The 17,546-nt window shown below is 72.9% G+C and carries 16 protein-coding genes; 10 read left to right on the forward strand and 6 right to left on the reverse strand.

The annotated features are described in order from the left end of the window. Window positions 1–325: 325 nt before the first annotated feature. The 3 genes from IE249_RS31680 to IE249_RS31690 form a co-directional block, all read right to left on the reverse strand. Window positions 326–871, reverse strand: a complete 546-nt coding sequence (locus tag IE249_RS31680) for a sigma-70 family RNA polymerase sigma factor (RefSeq protein WP_189710383.1) — start codon at window positions 869–871, stop codon at window positions 326–328. Between the two features lie 178 nt (window positions 872–1,049). Further along, window positions 1,050–1,874, reverse strand: coding sequence for a hypothetical protein (locus IE249_RS31685; RefSeq protein ID WP_189710385.1), 825 nt, complete (start codon window positions 1,872–1,874; stop codon window positions 1,050–1,052). A gap of 45 nt (window positions 1,875–1,919) precedes the next feature. After that, window positions 1,920–2,711 carry a lytic transglycosylase domain-containing protein gene (locus tag IE249_RS31690; RefSeq protein ID WP_189710387.1) on the reverse strand — a complete coding sequence of 264 codons (792 nt, stop codon included), beginning with the start codon at window positions 2,709–2,711 and terminating at the stop codon, window positions 1,920–1,922. Window positions 2,712–3,108: 397 nt separating this feature from the next. On the opposite strand from IE249_RS31690, the gene IE249_RS39125 reads away from it, so the two are divergent. The 8 genes from IE249_RS39125 (at window position 3,109) to IE249_RS31730 (ending at window position 11,314) form a co-directional block, all read left to right on the forward strand. After that, window positions 3,109–3,492 carry a hypothetical protein gene (locus IE249_RS39125; protein ID WP_229859690.1) on the forward strand — a complete coding sequence of 128 codons (384 nt, stop codon included), beginning with the start codon at window positions 3,109–3,111 and terminating at the stop codon, window positions 3,490–3,492. Then, the gene (locus tag IE249_RS31700; RefSeq protein WP_229859692.1) at window positions 3,489–3,758 is read left to right on the forward strand and encodes a hypothetical protein; all 270 of its coding nucleotides are present in this window, start codon (window positions 3,489–3,491) and stop codon (window positions 3,756–3,758) included. Before IE249_RS39125 ends, IE249_RS31700 begins: the two co-directional genes overlap by 4 nt. 125 nt (window positions 3,759–3,883) lie before the next feature. Further along, the gene (locus tag IE249_RS31705; RefSeq protein ID WP_229859694.1) at window positions 3,884–4,162 is read left to right on the forward strand and encodes a hypothetical protein; all 279 of its coding nucleotides are present in this window, start codon (window positions 3,884–3,886) and stop codon (window positions 4,160–4,162) included. A gap of 17 nt (window positions 4,163–4,179) precedes the next feature. Beyond that, a complete protein-coding gene (locus IE249_RS31710) occupies window positions 4,180–4,938 on the forward strand; it encodes a DUF8175 domain-containg protein (protein ID WP_189710392.1) in 759 nt (252 codons plus the stop codon). Between the two features lies 1 nt (window position 4,939). Beyond that, a complete protein-coding gene (locus IE249_RS31715) occupies window positions 4,940–6,268 on the forward strand; it encodes a UbiA prenyltransferase family protein (protein WP_189710394.1) in 1,329 nt (442 codons plus the stop codon). 161 nt (window positions 6,269–6,429) lie between these two features. Further along, a complete protein-coding gene (locus tag IE249_RS31720; RefSeq protein WP_189710396.1) occupies window positions 6,430–7,923 on the forward strand; it encodes an SCO6880 family protein in 1,494 nt (497 codons plus the stop codon). Between the two features lie 62 nt (window positions 7,924–7,985). Beyond that, complete coding sequence (locus IE249_RS31725) at window positions 7,986–9,524, forward strand: putative type IV secretion/conjugal transfer ATPase (RefSeq protein WP_189710430.1); 1,539 nt, start codon at window positions 7,986–7,988, stop codon at window positions 9,522–9,524. Continuing rightward, window positions 9,521–11,314, forward strand: a complete 1,794-nt coding sequence (locus IE249_RS31730) for a type IV secretory system conjugative DNA transfer family protein (protein WP_189710398.1) — start codon at window positions 9,521–9,523, stop codon at window positions 11,312–11,314. The genes IE249_RS31725 and IE249_RS31730 overlap by 4 nt, the downstream gene beginning before the upstream one ends. A gap of 275 nt (window positions 11,315–11,589) precedes the next feature. On the opposite strand, the gene IE249_RS31735 is transcribed toward IE249_RS31730, so the two are convergent. Then, window positions 11,590–11,982, reverse strand: coding sequence for a hypothetical protein (locus IE249_RS31735; protein WP_189710400.1), 393 nt, complete (start codon window positions 11,980–11,982; stop codon window positions 11,590–11,592). Between the two features lie 274 nt (window positions 11,983–12,256). Continuing rightward, complete coding sequence (locus tag IE249_RS31740) at window positions 12,257–13,714, reverse strand: hypothetical protein (RefSeq protein ID WP_189710402.1); 1,458 nt, start codon at window positions 13,712–13,714, stop codon at window positions 12,257–12,259. Window positions 13,715–13,868: 154 nt separating this feature from the next. On the opposite strand from IE249_RS31740, the gene IE249_RS31745 reads away from it, so the two are divergent. Next, window positions 13,869–14,267, forward strand: coding sequence for a DUF4913 domain-containing protein (locus IE249_RS31745; RefSeq protein WP_189710404.1), 399 nt, complete (start codon window positions 13,869–13,871; stop codon window positions 14,265–14,267). A 124-nt stretch (window positions 14,268–14,391) separates the two neighbouring features. After that, window positions 14,392–15,486 (forward strand): hypothetical protein, encoded by a 1,095-nt coding sequence (locus IE249_RS31750; protein ID WP_189710406.1) that lies wholly within the window; start codon window positions 14,392–14,394, stop codon window positions 15,484–15,486. Window positions 15,487–15,712: 226 nt separating this feature from the next. Here the strand turns inward: IE249_RS31750 and IE249_RS39130 are convergent. Next, window positions 15,713–17,546, reverse strand: a 1,834-nt coding sequence (locus IE249_RS39130; protein ID WP_229859696.1) for a tetratricopeptide repeat protein, incomplete at its 5' end; no start/stop codon positions are given.

The following is a 17,546-nucleotide window of genomic DNA, read 5'->3' on the forward strand; positions in this document are numbered from 1 at the left end:
GCGGGCTTCGCGGAGCCAGTGGCGCACCCACAGCCGGGTGTGGGAGCCGACGGCCCGGATCGCGGGCAGCCGGATCTCCGAGCGGCACCGGGGCCGCGTCTGCCAGTCCTCGAAGGAGAGGGGCGCGACCGGGTCCTTGCGGGCGTGGTCGGTGCGCCGCGGGGGCGGGTTCACGAGGGGACTCCCGGGTTGATGGTGTGTTCGGTCAGGAAAGGGAGGGGAAGCCGGTGATCACCCGCGGGAAGCGGCCGGCCTGCGAGCGGGTGACGGAGTTCGGCGTCTAGGTCCTGTCGTCGAATTCCCGTCGTCCGTTTGACGACAGGGCCTAGCGCACCCCTTGCCCTTCCAGCGCCGTTCTGAGGCTGCGCAAGGCGTAGTACACGCGGGACTTCACGGTTCCCTGCGGGACGCCGAGGGCCGAGGCCGCCTGCTGGGTGCTGTGGCCCGCGAAGAAGGTCGCCCGCAGCACTTCACGGTGCGCGGGGGTCAGGGTCTGCAAGGCGTCCTGCACCACCATGGACGACAGCATCCGGTCGACGTGGTCGGCCTCGACGCCCAATTCGCTCACCCAGGTGGCGCCGCCGACCTCCTGAGGCCGCTTCGCCCGCGCGCGGTGTGCGTCGATGACCAGGTTGCGGGCGACCCGGAACATCCAGGGACGCACCGACATTTCCTCGTCGTCGACCAGATTCTGCTTGTTCCAGCACCGCAGCAGCGTCTCCTGGACGACGTCCTCCGTACGGTGCGTGTCTCCGCTCAGCATGCGCAGCACGTACGAATAGAGCGCCGGGCCGTGCAGCAGGTAGAGATCGCGCAGTGCCCGTTCCTCCGGAGTGGCCGCGCCCGCCGATCCGATCACGCTCATGTTCATGGCTGTGCTCCTGCTCCCTGGGTGAGCGACCCGGCCGGAAGGGGGGAGCCGGAGTCTGCTGGGCACGAAGTGTCGCCAGGAGCGTTCCAACGTTCGTTTGACGCCGGTTGTACGGGTCGATGGACGAGCAGGTCAGGGATGGTGTGCGCCGATGTGTGCGCGGCCTGCCCGCGGTGGCTCAGACGCGCGCCGCCAGTGCGTCGACCCGCCTGCGGACCTGACCGACGAGTGCGGTGTCGCGGGGCGGAAGCAGGCCCACGCGCAGCAACCGGTCCCACATGTGCAGCAGTTCGCGCCCGTGGACGAGGGCGGCCCTGTCGTCGTCGATCCGTTGCCAGGCCGCCGCGGCCCGCGCCACCTCCGCCGACGCCCGCCCGTCCCGGGCCCCGCACCGGATCCGGGCCACGCCCAGGGCCAGCACGGTGGCCTCCCGGTGGTCGCCGCGCAGATGCGCCAGATACGCCTCCACCGCCCGGGCCTCCAGGGCGTGCGGATGCCCGGGCCCCAGGGAGCCGGCCAGGTCCTCGCGCAGCGCGCTCGCGTCGGCACACGCCTCCTGGAGCCGGCCACCGGCCGCCAGCGCGTTGATCCGGCCGATCCGTTCGGCGTGCTCGGCGGGAAGAACGGGGGCGTCGGCTGTGGCGCGGGCACCGCCCCCGGTGGTGACGGCGGATACCGGCGCCGGGCCGGGTTCAGGGACCGGGCCGGCTTCCGGTGACTTCGGTGGCTCGCACGGCTCAGGGCGGTCCGGGACCGGCCGGACCTGCGCTGTGCCGGGACCGAGCACACGGCTCGACCCGTCCGGCGACACCTGGACGAGGAAGCCGGCGGCGCCGGAGCCGTCGTCCACCGTCGCCGCCACCGTGGCGGCGCGCTCCCGTGCGAACTGCTGCAACCGGTCCAGTACGGCGTCCCGTACGCACTGGCCCGGCTCGGGAACGAGTGGCTGTCCGCCGATCTCGGCGCGCTCTTCGCCGGTGATGCGCACCTCGAAGCGGGTCATGGGCCGTCCTCCTCGTACGGTGGGAGCGGAAGTGACTGGGGACGATCAGGCGGGGCCGGGGGTGTTGCCCGGGGTGGCGCCGCCGGACGGGGCGGCGATGCCCGCGAACTTGGCGAACTGGGCGCGGACGGCGAGAACGTAGCCCTGGGCCTCATTGGTCTTCGGCACCCCTTGTGCCGTTCGGACGGCGTCCATGCCGACGTGGTAGCCCGCCAGGGCGAGGTCCAGAACGCTGTTGGCGGTGCCGGTCCGATCGATCTCCCCGTCGTCGATCATCTGTTTGGCCCGGTTCGCCAGATCGCACATGTAGCGGCCCTGAGCCATGATCGAGTCCTCCGCGTCCAGGGCGGTGACCTTGCCGTTGTGGTTGTCGTCCTTGCCGTACCGCGTGAAGATCTCGGGCGGCAGCTGCGACAGTCCCCGCTCGCCGCGCGGGCCGACCAGGGACGCCTTGAACGCGGACTCCTTCTCGATCTGGGACGCGATGACGATCGGGCCGACCGCGTCGCACAGCTCACCGGCGTCCTGAATGGGCTTCACCAGGTCGTGGGGGACGGTCGAGGTGTCCAGCTTTCCGGAGCCGTCGCCCTGCAAGGTGGCGATCACCCGGTCGGTGAGCGCCGGGACGTCGGAGCCGCCGCCCCCGCCGAAGAACAGGATCAGCGCCACGAGCGGGGCCAGCAGCACCCCGAGACCGCCGATGATGATCACGATGATCACGGCGCCCGTCAGGACGACCGGTGACAGCAGGCAGCCGCAGCCCGTGCCGGCGGCGACGGCGTTGCGGACGGCTGTCGAGGAGCCGTCCCCTGCCTTCTCTCCCGTTGCGGAACCCATGGGCCTCGTGCCTGCTTCCCATCACCTTGAACCGTTGTGGCCGGATGGCCCGTTGTGCTGCCCGACGGGCTCGGCAGATCCAAACGGGCCTCGGAGCGAATGGGTTCAAAACCGTGAAAACCAGATGACGTCAAGCGGCAAGACCACGAACGAAGAGGGGGACGGAGCACACATGGGCACACATGCGGCCACGCCGGCGGGCCTGTCACGATGGGTACGGGGACCGAAGTCCCCCCGGCCCCAGGCGCCTTCGGACCCGCAGCCGCCCGCCGCCGGCGGCGCGCACCGTACGCCCGGACCCGCCCCGGACGAGCCCGGACGGGTCGAGGCGGGCAGTGGGAAGGCCCCGGACGGGATCGGGTGGGTCCAGGCACACGGCGGGGCCGGTGCGACGTCGTTGGCCGAGGCCCTCGGCGGAGTGGACCTGGGGTCCCGCTGGCCCGAGCCGACGCGGGGCGAGCCGCGGCGGATCGTACTGGTCGGCCGGACCAGCGCGCGCGGACTGCGCTCCGTCTCCCAGGCGCTGGGTGCCCTCGAGGAGGGCCGGCCCCCGCAGGGACTCGACCTGCTCGGCGTGGTCCTCGTCGCCGACGCCCCCGGGCGGCTGCCGCTCGGTCTGCTGAACCGTATCCGTGTGCTGCGCTCCGTCACGCACGTACACCGGGTGCCGTGGATACCGGCCTGGCGGCTGGGCCGGCCGCCGGAGTCCCTGCCCCGGCAACTCGCCACGCTCGCGGAGCTGGTGGGCGGTCAGGCGCAGCACGAGGGAGCCGGGTCGTGACCCCTGTCCTGACCGCCGCCGCCTACCAGCCGCCCGCCGGCGCCGGCACGATCCTCGGCATCCTCGCCTGGTGCGCCACGGCCGCCGGCGTCGCCGGCCTGCTGATCGTCGGCCTGAACATGGCGATACAGCTCAACCGGGGAGACCCCGGTGAGGGCGGCGCGCACCTGCGCGGCGTCTTCTTCGTCACCCTCGGCTGCCTGGTCGCCTCGACGGCGGGTCCGCTCGTCACGTTCCTCGGTGACCTGTCGCTCCTCGGCCCCTAGCCACAGGCCTCAGCGCCCTCCAGACACGGCCGTTCCCGCAGTCCCCCACTCGCCCGCCGCCCGGGCGGGGCACCTCATCCTCGGAGATCCGCATGTCCTCACTGCTGCACGAATCCTCCCATGTCATGGCATCTCTGCTGCCCACCGAGCTGGCGGCTGCCGTTCCCCAGCCCAAGAGCAACGCCCCCGCGTCGCTCACGAAGAAGGTCGACACCGTCCTCGGCATAGCCGCCTGGGCGGGCACCGCCGCCGGCGTCGCGGGGGTGCTGATCACCGGGGCGATGATGGCCATCTCCCTGAAGCGGGGCGAGAGTTCGGAGCACATGGGCCGTCTCGGCATGGTGCTCGGCGGTTGTGTCCTGGTGGCCACCGCGGGCCCGCTGGTCAGCTTCGTCTTCGCGTGAGCCGGCGGGCGGTCGGGATGTTCACACGCAAACAGCGGCCGGCCGGGGAGCCGGAGCCGTACTGGAAGCAGCGCAGCTGGCAGCTGTCGGCGGGGTTCCTCGCCGTCGTGCTGGTGCTGGGCGGGATCGTCGCGCTGACGTCCGGTCAGGACACCGGCGCGGACCGCGTGGGCGCGGCGCCGCCCGGCCCGCTGTCCGGCGGCGCGGCAGCGCGAAACGGCCGCCCCCAGGGCTGCAGCACCGACGACAGCACCGGCGACGCGCTGCCGAAGAGCCCGCCGAAGGACGTCAGCTGGCACACGTTCGGCGTCACGCGCGTGCCCGTCTCCGCCTCGGCGGGGCCCACGCGCACGACGGGGGACGTGCGGTGGTGCTTCGCGCGCACGCCCCTGGGCGCCGTGCTCGCCGCCCACGTCATCCCGTCGCAGATGAGCGGCTCGGGCTGGCGGGCCGTCGCTCAGCAGCAGATCGTGGCAGGGCACGGACGCGACCTGTTCGTCTTCCAGCGTTCCACCGTCCAGGGCATCGACGGCGGCGAGGGGTCCGGCGGTACGTCCGCCGCCTCCTACGCCGGTTTCTCGGTGACCTCGTACAAGAGCACGGCCGCCACCGTGAAGCTGCTGCTCAGGACGGGCCAGGGCTACGCGGCGACCACCATCGTGCTGCGCTGGAGCGGCGGCGACTGGAAGGTCCTGCCCAACAGCGACGGTTCCCTGCACTCGCCGGTGACGGCCGTCCAGGGCGACACCAATGGCTACACCCTGTGGGGGATCTGACATGAACTGCTCGACGGGTGATCCGGCCCTCGACGTGGTGAAGGGCTTCTTCGACTTTCTCGGCGACCCCATCGGGACCATCATCGAGGTGATCGCGAGGGCCGTCCTCGCCGGTGCGGTCGCCGTGTTCGGGGCGCTGATCACCGGCGTGCCGACCCTGACCGGGACGGCCACGGCCAAGAACGTCGACGGCCAGACGCAATGGCTGGTGGTCTACCTCGCGGTCGGCTCACTGATCGTCGCGGCGATCCGTATGGCACTGGAACGGCGCGGCACCGCGGGTGTGACCGCGCTGAAGGGCGTCCTGCGGGTCATCCTGGTCTCGGGCGCCGCCACCACCGTCTTCACGGCGGCGGCGACCGTCGCGGACGGCTACGCCTCACACCTCTTCAAGGAGGGCGCGCAGAAGCAGCTGGGCCAGATAGGGCCCTGCTCGGGCGACTCCGGAATCCAGTCCTTCCTGCTGCTGATCCTCGCCTTCCTGCTGCTGATAGCCGGGGTCATCCACATGATCCTCATGTACATCCGGCTCGGCGCCATGATCCTGCTCCTAGGCACCCTCCCGCTGGCCGCGGCGGCCTCGATGACCGACTGGGGCGCCGGCTGGTGGCGCAAGCACATCGGCTGGATGATCGCCTGGCTGCTGTACAAACCCGCGGCCGGTCTCGTGCTGTACGCGGGATCGGCGATGACCACGTCGGACGGCCAGGGCGGCGGCGACGTCAACGAACGCATCGCCGGTATCGGCCTGATGCTGCTGTCCGCGGTCTCCCTGCCCGCGCTGCTGAAACTCGTGGTGCCCGCCACCGCCGCCCTCGGCGGAGGCGCCCCCGTGTCCGACGCGTTGTCGGCGGTGGGCGGTGCGCTGCCCACCGGCGCCCGCTCGGTCGGCGGCAGCGGTGGCGGCAGCGGTGGCGGTGTCGGCGGGCAGGCGGGTGCCGCCGGTTCGAAGGGGCCCTCCGGGTCCGGCGGTTCGGCGGGTGCGCAGGGCTCCGCCGGCCCGGGCGGAGCTGCGGGTGCGACCGCCGTGAAGGGCGTGGGACGGGGCGGTGCCGCGGGTGCGGGTGCGGGTGCGGGTGCCGTGGGCACGGGTGCCGGGGGCGCGAACCCCAGTGGTGCGGGTGCCGGGGGCGCGGGCCCCAGCGGTGCGGGTGCCGGTGGTGCGGGCGCGGGTGGTGCGGGTGCCGGTGGTGCGGGCCGGGCGGGAGCCGCGGCCGGGGGACCGGCCGGTGCCGCCGTCGCCGCAGCGGTGACCGCGGCGAAGATCGTCGGCCGGACCGCCTCGGGCGCCCTGGACGGCGCCGATGGGGAACGGGGCCACAACACCTAGCAGGCACCCCGTCGAAAGGCCGCGGGTGGTCCCGCACCGCGCGTGCCGTCGGCCATTGCCGGGTACCGCCGGTCCGCCGCCCTCTCGAGGGAGTCCGGCGGTCCTTCCCCGCCCCTCGCGGCGCCTTGACACGTCACTTCACGAAGGGAAACCGGACCCTCTTGTCCACGCAAGCCGTCACCCATCCGACCTACGGAAACTGGCGCCGGCCACGCCGGCCCGGACTCGGACCGCTCGGCCTCGTCGGCACCTTCGGTGTCTTCGGCGGACTGGTCGTCACCCTGCTCGCCTCACTGATCTCGCTGTACGCCGCGCTGGCCGTGCTGGTCCCCGTCGCGCTGTTCCTGGTGCCGCTCGCCATCCGCACCCAGGACGGGCGCAACGTCTACCAGTTGATGGCCCTGCGCGTCGGCTGGTGGCGCCGCAAGGCCAAGGGCTCGCACCTCTACGCGTCCGGACCCCTGTCCTCCCGGCCCGGGGGCCGGTTCCGTCCGCCGGGCCTGCTCAACAAGGTCACCGCGACGGAGGGGCGGGACGCCTATGACCGGCCCTTCGGCGTCCTGCATCACCGGGCCCGCAACCAGTACACGATCGTCCTGGGCTGCGACCCCGACGGCGGTGCCCTGGTCGACCCGGGTCAGGTCGACGTCTGGGTCGCGCTGTGGGGCGAGTGGCTGGCCCGGCTGGCCCACGAGCCCGGGCTGCGCGGCGCCACCCTGATCGTGGAGACCGCCCCCGACCCCGGCACCCGGCTCGCCCACGAGGTGCTGCCCCGTATCCATCCCGACGCGCCGGCCGCCGCCCGCGCCGTGATGGAGGAAGTCGTCGAACGCTATCCGACCGCCTCGTCCGAGATGCACACCTACGTCACCCTCACCTACGGCGTCCCCCCTGGCCACAAGCGCAAGCCGGAGGACGTGATCTCCGACCTTGCCATCCGTATCCCCGGCCTGCTCAGCGGACTCGTCGCGGCCGGCGGCGGCACGGCCTACCCGCTGTCGGCCGAGCGGATCGCCGAGGTCGTCCGCGTCGCCTACGACCCCGCCGTCGCCGCCGACGTCCTCGACGCCCGCGCCCGGCACGGCAGGACCGGCCTGGAGTGGGACGACGCGGGACCGGCCGCCGCCGTCGAGACGGTGAACAGCTACCAGCACGACTCGGGCGTGTCCCGGACCTGGCTGCTCACGCTGGCGCCGCGCGGCACGGTCCGGTCCTCGGTGCTCAGGGGCATGCTGGAGGCTGCTCCCGGCACCCGCCGCAAGCGGGTCGCGCTGGTCTACCGGCCCATCGACCCGGGCACCTCGGCGCGGATCGTCGAGGCTGACCGGCGCAGCGCCCAGTTCATGGCGACATCCGGCCGGGGCATGGTGCGGGCCCGCGCGGCCTCCGAGATGCTGGCAGCCGAACAGACCGCGGCCGAGGAGGCGTCGGGCGCCGGGCTCGTGGAGTTCTCACTGATGCTGACGGTCACCGTCGACAGTGCCGAGGAACTGGCCGGCGCCGAGGTCACGATCCGCAATCTGAACGCGGCCTCCCGGGTGTCGATGCGGCCCGCCGACCGGATGCAGGCGGCCGCGTTCGCCTGCACCCTGCCCGCCGGGATCCTCCCGTGGGAACAGACCCTGATCCCGCACGAACTGCAGGAGGCGCTGTGAGCCGCAGGAGCGAGGAGAAGGACGGCGGGGAGACCGTCGCGTCCGGCCCCCAAGAGCCGTACATCCCGCACCGCGGATGGCACGGGCCGGGCGGTGGACGCGTCGGTTACCTGGACCCGCCCACCATGTGGCGGGCCACCACGGTCCAGGCATGCGGAATGTGGCCGTTCGCCGCCGGTTCCGGTTCACCCATGACCGGTGTGCCGCTCGGACAGCACCTGATCACGGGTGCCACGGTCTGCGGCGACCCGGTGAACTGGTTCACCCGGGCCCGCTACATCTCCAACCCCTCGCTGTTCATGCTCGGGATGCCGGGCCTGGGCAAGTCCACCCTCGTCAACCGGATGCTGATCGGACTGGCCGCCACCGGCGTCGTCCCGCTGGTGCTCGGCGACCTCAAGCCCGACTACGCCGACACGGTGCGGGCGCTGGGCGGTCAGGTGATCTCCATCGGCCGGGGCCGGGGCGGCATCAACGTCCTCGACCCCGGCGCTATGGGCGAGGCGGCGGCGAAGATCGGCGGCGAGGCGGGCGAGGTGCTGAGGGCCGAGACGCACGGGCGCGTGCTGAACATGGTCGCCGCGCTCATCACCATCGTGCGGGGCCGCCCGATGGACGACCACGAGCAGTCGGTGCTGAGCGCGTGCCTGCACCATCTGCGCGAACGCACCCCCGCAGGCGGTACGGTCCTGCTGCCCGACCTGCTCCGCGTGCTCACCGAGGGCCCCGACCGGGTCCGGGCGGTCACCCTGGACCGCGGCGACGACGCACGCTACCGGGACGCCGTCGACCCGCTGCACCGCTCCCTGCTCGGCGTCCTCGACGGCCCTCTCGGCGGCACCTTCGCCTCCGAGACCTCCACCCGCATCAACCCCGACGCGCCCGCCGTGTGCATCGACATCTCCGGCATCGGCGAGGCCGACACCCAGCTGACCGCGGCCGCGATGCTCGCCGCCTGGTCCGACGGGCTCGGCACGGTGGCCGCCTCGCACGCCCTCGCGGACGCCGGCCTCGCTCCCCGGCGCTGGTTCTTCACCGTGCTCGACGAGCTGTGGCGCCCGATGCGCGCCGCCTCCGGCATCGTCGACCGCATCGACGCGCTCACCCGCCTCAACCGCTCCCTGGGCCTGGGCGACGCCAAGATCACCCACACTCTCAAGGACGCCGACGCCCTGGGCACCGACTCCGACCGGGCCAAGGCGCGCGGCTTCGTGGAGCGGGCCGGGATGGTCGTGTGCGCCGGACTGCCGAGGACCGAGATGGAGGAGCTCGGCAAGGTGGTGGGCCTGTCCCGGCGTGAGATCGAGCTCGTGTCGTCCTGGTCCTCGCCCGCGGGCTGGGGTGTCTCCGGCGAGCACGAGGAGCCGCCCGGCCGCGGCCGCTTCCTGATCAAGGTCGGCGGCCGGCCCGGCATCCCCATCAAGGTCGTCATCACCGACGCCGAACGCCGTCTGCACGACACCAACACCCGCTGGACTCCCGACGACGGGGGTGTCGGACAGGCCGTCGCCGACGCCGCCGCGCGGGTCGCGCGGGCCGCGGGGGAGGGCGCCCACGACCGGACCGGCGCGCCGGCGGCGGACGCGAGGTGGACCGCGTGAGCGGTCCGCGCGCCGGCGGCGACTTCCAGGAGCAACTGCCGTGGGCCGTCGTCGCGCTCGCCGGCACCGGCCTCGCCCTGTTCACGGTCGTCTGGTCCGGCGGAACCCTCGGCTCGGGCCTGTCCGGCCATGGTTTCCACGCCCCGCCCTTCGCCATGTCCAGCATCGTCCGCCTCACCACCGACGGCCCGGTCGCGCTGTGGCCCACGGCACCGGCCGCCGCCGTCTACGCGGGCATGCTCGGCCTGCTGGCACTCGTCGCGGCCCCCGCCGCCCTCGTGGTGCGCCTCCTGATGAACCGGGCGGACCGGCCCAGGGGCCTCGCCGGCCGCCGCGAGCTCGCCGCCATGTGCCCCAAGGGCATCGAGGCCCGCGCCCGTGAACTGCGTCCCAGCCTCAAGGGCCGCGAACAGGTGCACCCGGACGAGACCGGCAACCTCCTCGGCGACCTGGATCCCCGAGGGCCCGAACTGCGCAGCAGTTACGAGGACGTGGAACTCGACCTCATGGCGCCCCGGGCCGGCAAGTCCACCGGCATCGCCGTCCCCCGGGTGCTGCGCGCCCAGGGCGCCGTGCTGCTCACCTCGAACAAGTCGGACGTGTACGCCGTCACCCGAGCCGAACGCGAGAAGGCGGGCACCGTATGGACCTTCGACCCGCAGGGCATCGCCCACACACCGCGGGCCATGTGGTGGGACCTGCTGGGGGAGTGCCACACCATCGAGGGCGCGCGACGTCTCGCCGGCCACTTCGTGGCATCCGTCAACGACGACAGCGCGAGCAAGGACTTCTGGATCTCGGCCGCCCAGAACACCCTCACCGCCCTCTTCCTCGCCGCGGCCCGTGGCAGGGCCTCGGTCGCCGACCTCCTCGGCTGGCTCGCGGACCCCGCCGACCGCACCCCGGTCGACCTGCTGCGCAACACCGGACTCCTCGCGATGGCCGAGCAGTTGCAGGGCACGGTCCGCGGCGCCGTGGAGACCCGGGACGGCATCTTCGAGACCGCCCGTCAGACCGTCTCCTGCCTGCTCGACCCGGAGATCCTCGCCTGGGTCACCCCCGACCCCGGACTGCCCGAGTTCGACCCCCACCAGCACGTCCTCAACAAGGACACCCTCTATCTGCTGTCCAAGGACGGCGGTGGATCGGCGGCGGGCGTCGTCGCGGGCATCGCCGACGCGACACTGCGAGCGGGCGTGGTCGCCGCCGAACGCATGGGCGGCAGGCTCGATCCGCCGCTGACCGCGGTCCTCGACGAGGCCGCCAACGTGTGCCGCATCTCCGATCTGCCCGACCTCTACTCGCACTTCGGCTCCCGCGGCATCAACGTCGTCACACTGCTGCAGAGTTACCGCCAGGGCGCCCGGGTGTGGGGGGAGGTGGGCATGGACGCCCTGTGGAGCGCGGCGACCATCAAGCTCCTCGGCGCGGGCCTGGACGACGCCGACTTCGTGCAGAAGGTCTCCACCCTCGTCGGCCAGCACGATGTGCGCACCCCGAGCATCTCCCGCAGCAAGGACGGCACGTCACGCTCGTACTCCTACCGCCAGGAGGCCGTCCTGCCACCCGACAGGATCCGCGCCCTGCCCAAAGGCTCCGCCCTCCTCCTGGCCACCGGCGTCAGGCCCGCCCTGATCCGGCTGCGCCCCTGGTACAAGGAGCCCGGCGCCGCCGCGATCTCGGCCGCGGCGAAGGCGGAGACGGCCGCCATCACCGAGCGGGCCGCACGGCGCCTGCCGGGGGTGACGCTGACGAAGCCGGTCGGCGCCCAGGGCGCCGCGCCGAGGTGACGGCAGCGGCTCGCACAGCGGCCGGGGGCCACGCCTCCCGGCCGGGCCGGCCGCCGGCCGCCGTACGACGACCCCGCGCAACCGCGCCCGGTCCCGCCCGCACGGTTGCGCCGGGGGCGTGCGCCGTTTGAGAAGCGCTGCCACGGCACCCACGCCCCGGACGGACGTGCCCGCGGCACGAAGCCGGGGCCGGCAGGGCGCCGAGCGGTGCGCGGTCGCGCGGCACGTCGTCGATCACGCAGGCGCGAGGACACGCGGGCCGCACCCGCTCGGTCTCACGCCGTCGCCATCACACCCGTGCCGAAGGCCAGTGCCGAGCACAGGAACCACCCGAACGGCGGCGCCAGCAGATGCCGCGGCGTCCACAGCCGGGCCGCGGCCGGCCGCGCCCGCGCGAAGACCACGGTGACCTGGCCGCCGACCTGCGGCAGTCCGCACAGCGGACCGTACCGCCCCGGGTCGAGGACACGGTCCCGGCCGAGGTGATCGCGGAACACCACCACCGCACCGCGCCGCGGGTCGTCCGCCGCACGGGCCGCGACCACGCCCGTGACGCGCAGTCCGTGCAGCCACAGGCGTGCCGCCGCCGACGACGTCCCAAGGGCCGGAAGCAGAAAGCCGAGGCCGGCTCCGGTGCACAGTGCCCGCAGCACGAACTCCGCGTTCATGAAGACCCCTTCGCCGCCCTGGGCGCCCCACGGCGCCCCGCCGCAGGAACAACGGCTCCCGCAGCGGACACGGTTCACCCCCTGAACCACCGGACGACACCGCCTCGCTGTGAGGTCGGTCCACGGGAGGAACTGAACGCTCTCCGGGCCAACCGTCGAGCCCCCGCACCTCCCAGGAACAGCGGCGGCAGCTCAAGCGCGTCCCCGTCGAGGACACGCGCCTCGCTCGCCGTCCTTCTTCCAGCCGGTGAACGGGAATGCCCCGTCCGCGGGCCTAAAGCGTCCGCGTGGTCGCCGCCCTGTTCACCGCGGGCCTCGCCGGCGCCTGAGCGGCCGGGTCGGTGACGCCCGGGCCCGCCGGGGACGGGGCTCGAGGCACGGCCAGGCCGGCCACCTGCCCGCGGAGCTCCTCCAGGTTCACCTCCGCGGGCGGCGGACTCGGGGTGCGCCGCGGCGAGTTGTCCGCCGACGTGGAGAAGTGCACGTCGTAGGGCAGATGCGCCGGCCTGTTCAGCCCCTCCATGCCCAGCCCGGCCGCCTCGCGGACACCCAAGTTGCTGACCTGGACGAGGGTGACCCGCCTGTCCATCTGCAGGCGGCTCACGTCCCCCGGGTCGTCCGTGCCCGGGGTCCGCCAGCTGTTCTGGTTGTCCTTGCCCAGGCTCAGCTGCGGCAGTACCCGCACGTTGCCGACCTGGTACGCCCGCATGGTGATGGCCTCCCAGGTCGCCTCGTCCACCGTCGGCATCGGCATGCCGCCCTGCTCGGTGGGTCCGGTCGGTGTCCCGGTGTTTCCGTAGACGACGTGGATGCCGTCGGCGAGGGCGGCGACGGCCATGTGGCCGATGATGTTCCCGCGGGCCGGGTCCTGGGTGTTGTACTTGGCGCCCAGCAGGTTGTCGGACTCGAGGTTGATGGTGTCCGGGCGGAACCGCCGGCTGTTGTCCTCAGGACGGAAGCCGACGTTGCCCTTGCGCACCTGCTGGCGGGACATCTGGGCGAGATAGCCGATCCACTGGCTCGCGGCCGCCTTGGCCACCTCCTGTCCGTTGGTGCCCGCCCTCGTGTACATGGCGAACACATCGAGGTGCGGCAGCATCTGGGGCTCGATGTCGGCGTCGTCGTGCTGCTCGGTCGTCGGCATGAAGCTCGAGTTCAGGACGTGCCGCCTGATGGCCGGTTGGTTGTGCGAAAGGTCGACCACCTTCAGGTCGGTGGTGGAGAAGTCGAACGGCGCCACGGCGTCGGCGGAGAACCGGGGGTCCTCCCGTACCGCCTGCCACTCCGTTTCCGTCATGTGGTGGTGGGACAGGTCCAGGCTCAGGCCTGTCTCCTTGCCCCTCAGCAGAAACGTGGCCAGGTCCTTCGCGGCGATGTGGCCCTGGTTGCTCACCTCCATGCCGAAGATGTCGTCGAGCGTCGTCCTGTCGTACTTGGGATTGCGCTCGGTCGACCTGACGACCCCGGCCAGTTCCTCGGTGTGGTCGCGGATGTGGAACACCCGGACGCCGTGTCGCTCCGCCTCGCTCCGGTAGCCCTCCAGGAGCTGCTCGGCCCTCCGCCGTCCGGTCTCCCCGGGAGGACGCCGGGGCAGAACCCACAGTTCCTTCTCGGAGTTCGGGTACCGCTCGCTCAGCGCTCGCAGTCCCGTCCTGGCGTTGTCGCTCATCTCCTCGCCGAACCAGATGAACTGCACCTTCTCCGGCTCGGAGACCGGGTTCCGTTCGGGCACGCGGGTTCCTCCCTTCCGGGCGGTCGAGCGCCGCCGGCTGACACGTACAACGACGCGCTCACAGGCGGTAGTTCAGCGGCCGGCTGAACCCCCGGGCACTGGAGGACCGTAGTACCGGCGACGACGACCCTGACGGAGAACCCGGAGCAACGCCATGACCCTCGCGTCACAGCCGCCGCAACAGCAGCAGGAGGGGCCCGCCTTCATCCTGTACTTGCAGGGTTCCGAGTACGACGACGGTCTGCACCGGCTCACTTTGTGGGTACGCCACCTGCTGCTGCCCGTGTACGGCAGGGAGGTCGGCTCCACCGCCCCCTGGTGCCCCAGCTGGTGGCAGCATCCGGAGGCGGTGGCGCAGCTGTACGGCCTGTGGATGGCGTGGAAGGAGCTGACCGGTCCCGGTTCCCCGGCGACCGGGCCCTCCACCTGGCACCGCGACTACCTGGCCCACGTCATGGCTTCGCTGCGGGACCCGTCGGGGCCCTTCGCGGGCTGCAAGGCCGGCGCGCACCGGGCCAAGGAGGCACCGGGGATGGACCCTTATCCGGGCTGAGCGGCGCCTTCGCGCTCAGGCCGCGTCGTGCCGGGCCCTGCCGCCTCGGCAAGTCGTTGAACCGCTGGCCGGCCCCGGCCCGTTGTCGTTGCAGTCAGCGCTTCCGAACTGAATGAGGGGCACCGTGCCGGACGATGACGCGCCTTCTGTGGGCGGCAACCGGCCGGCCGAGGGGCACGGCGAGATCGAGCTGGCTCGACGGCTGGCCCGGGAGCTGGCCGAAGCCGAGCTGGTGTCGAGCGTCTCGCGTGCCGCAGAGGTGCAGTGGGAGAACCTCCTGGCGAGGCTGGCGGATGAGTTCCGTGTCCTGTGGGAGCAAGCCACCGGCGCGTCACGGTCGGCGCCGGCCGGCGCGGAGGAGTCGTTCGCCGACCGTCCGGACACCGGCACCTCCGGCCCGGACCGGGGCGCACCGGGCCGGGGCGGGGGCGCACCGGGCCGGGGCGGGGACGCACCGGGCCGGGGCGGGGCCGCGCGGCCCCTGCCGATGCCTGCCTGGCCCTGGCAGCCCTCCGTCTCCCAGCCGTCGGCGCGTGCACGCCTCCAACAGGAGATCGGCCGGCTATCGCCGGCCGCGCGCATGGCCTTCGAGGACGAGCTCCTGCGTCTGGTCACGACCAACGCCGATCTGAGGGCGGTCTTCGACAAGTCGCCCGGGACGATACCGACCGTCGTGAACTACGCCGGCAAGGCGCGCGAACGGCAATTGCTGCGGGAAGCGGCTTCACCCGCGCAGTCGCCGCACCAGGAACCGGCGAGGGACGACGTGACCCGGGCGGCCACCGAAGGGGTGGCCACGGAACGGGTGGCCACGGAAGGGGTGGCCACGGAAGGCTGGTCCTGGGAGCAGTTCGCCCATGAGGTGTCGGGCGGGCCGCTGCCGTCCTCGGAGCGGTCCCGGGCCCTCTCCCCGGGCGACACCGGCATCGCCGGCCGGGCCTTCGGTACGGCCGGACTGTCCGGATCGGAGGGACACGGGCACAGTGACACCGACCCGGCCCCGCCGGCAGCCGGGTCACGGGACCGCACCCAGCCCCCTCCCGCAACGAGCCCCGCCGCTCCCCGGCTGCTCGATGAACAGGGACAGGAGCTCCTCGCGGCACAGGTCGCCGGTTCCGGGCCCACGGCCCGGGGGATCGGGAATGCCGCAGAGCTGGGCCCGTCCGGCCCCGCAGCCGCTCGTCCGGCCACGCACAGCGGACAGACTCGAGCGCTGTGACGTTCCGCCGTCCGTGGACCCGCCACCGCCCCGCGTTCGTCGTGCGCGGACACGCGGGGGACAACCGGAGTCCCGGGCGCGTCCGTGGCGCGAGGCGTCCCGAGGGCACCTGCGGCGACACGAATCGACGCGGTGGTTGAACCCAACTCCTCCGTCGGCCGTTGTTGGGGTGCAGCCTCGCCGTGCCCATCCCCTGAGGCACGGCGAGGTTCGAGGGAGAGCCATGTCAACCGGACCGTCCGTACGCGGTACCACGGGTGCCGTAGCCGAGCGCGCCGTCCTTGAGACCACCGAGTCTCTCGCGGATCTTCTCGGCGTCCGGATGATCGGACTCGGCGAAGAGCGCCAGTGCCTGCTGCCAGCTCGCGCGGGCGGCCTCCGGCTCACCGGCGGCAAGCTGGACGTCGCCGAGATTGCTCAAAGTGTGGCCCTCGGCCCACCGATTGCCGACCTTCCGATGGGTCTCGAGTGCCTGGTGGTAGTGGGCGACGGCGTCCTCGTGGCGGTGGAGCCGGTGCTGGACCGTGCCGAGAATGTCGAGTGCGACGCCGGCGACCCAGTGATTGTCGCTCGCGCGCAGGACGGACAACGCCTGCCCCAGGCAGGTGAGGGCTTCGTCGTAGCGGCCGAGCCGCTGGTAGGCGTCGCCGAGGTTGGTCAGGGAGATTCCCTCACCCCAGGAGCTGTCCAGGGCCCGGGTGAGTTGCAGCGCCCGGTGGAGGTACTCGACGGCCTCGTCGAGCCGGCCGGAGTGAAGGCAGGCGTCGCCCAGGTTGCCCACGATCGTCGCCCGGGCCGCGGTGTCGCCGATCTCCTCGAAAGCGGCCAGGGCCTGGTGAAGGAGGTCGATGGTCTCGTCGAACCGGCCGGAGGTGCGCAGCGCGGTGGCCGTGTCCGCGAGGCCGTGGGCCTCGCCGATGCGGTCGCCGGCGGCGCGTGCGGCGGCCAGGCCCGTCTGGGCGACGTCCAGCCAGTCGTGCAGGTGGCTGCGGAGGTAGAAGAAGCCCCAGAGGACGGCCGGCAGCCGCCAGGCGATGCCCGGCTGCCCGGACCCGGCGGCCTGGTGCACCGCGGAGACAAGGTTGGCCCGTTCGGTCTCGCACCAGTTCAGGACCTCCTCGTGCGTGGTGAACGCCAGGGGCCGGCAGGTGGCGGGCAGTGGTTCGAGGGGTATCCGGCGGCGGTGCGGGGTGAGGTGCCGGTAGGCGACGTCGGCGGTGTGCAGATACCAGTTGAGGAGCCGCTCGACGGCCCGGTCCCGCTCCTGCGGTGTCTCCTCCGCGTGGACGCGTTCTGCGGCGTAGACGCGCAGCAGGTCGTGCAGGGCGTAGCGGCCGGGGAAGTGTTCGGTGATGAGATGGGCGCGGGTGAGCTCCAGGAGCAGGCCGCCCGCCTCCCGCGGGGTGAGCCCGGCGAGGCCGGCTGCGGCGGGCGCGGAGATGTCGGGTCCCGAGTGCAGGCCCAGCAGCCGGAACAGGCGCGCGGCAGGGGCGGAGAGCGCCTTGTACGACCAGGAGAAGACGGCCCGGAGATCGGTGTTGATGTCGTCGCCCCCGGCGAAGGCGTCGAGACTGCCGTGGCTGTCGGCCAGTTCCCGGGCGATGGCGCTGAGAGGGAAGCCGGCGTGGGCGGTGGCGTGGGCGGCGACCACCGCCAGCGCCAGCGGCAGCCGTGCGCACTGCCTGATGATCTCCTCCGCCGCCTGCGGCTCTGCCACCAGCCGCTCGTTGCCGAGGCGCCGCGCGAGAAGGTCGTGTGCCTCCGCGGACGTCAGCTGGTCCAGTGCCACCGGGTGGGCACCCTCGCCGACGACCAGACCGGTGAGCTGGTTGCGGCTGGTGACGATGACCAGGCAGCCGGGGGAGCCGGGCAGCAGCGGACGGACCTGGTCGGTGTCACGGGCGTTGTCGAGGAGCACCAGCACCCGGCGCTCGGCGAGCATGCTGCGGTACAGCGCCGCCTGGGCGTGGAGACCCGCGGGAATCCGTATCGGCGGAACGCCGAGCGCGTCGAGGAAGACACGGACGGCCTCCTCCGGCGTCACGACCGAACCGGTCGGA

It is taken from the genome of Streptomyces anandii JCM 4720 (assembly GCF_014650655.1).
GTDB lineage: Bacteria > Actinomycetota > Actinomycetes > Streptomycetales > Streptomycetaceae > Streptomyces > Streptomyces anandii.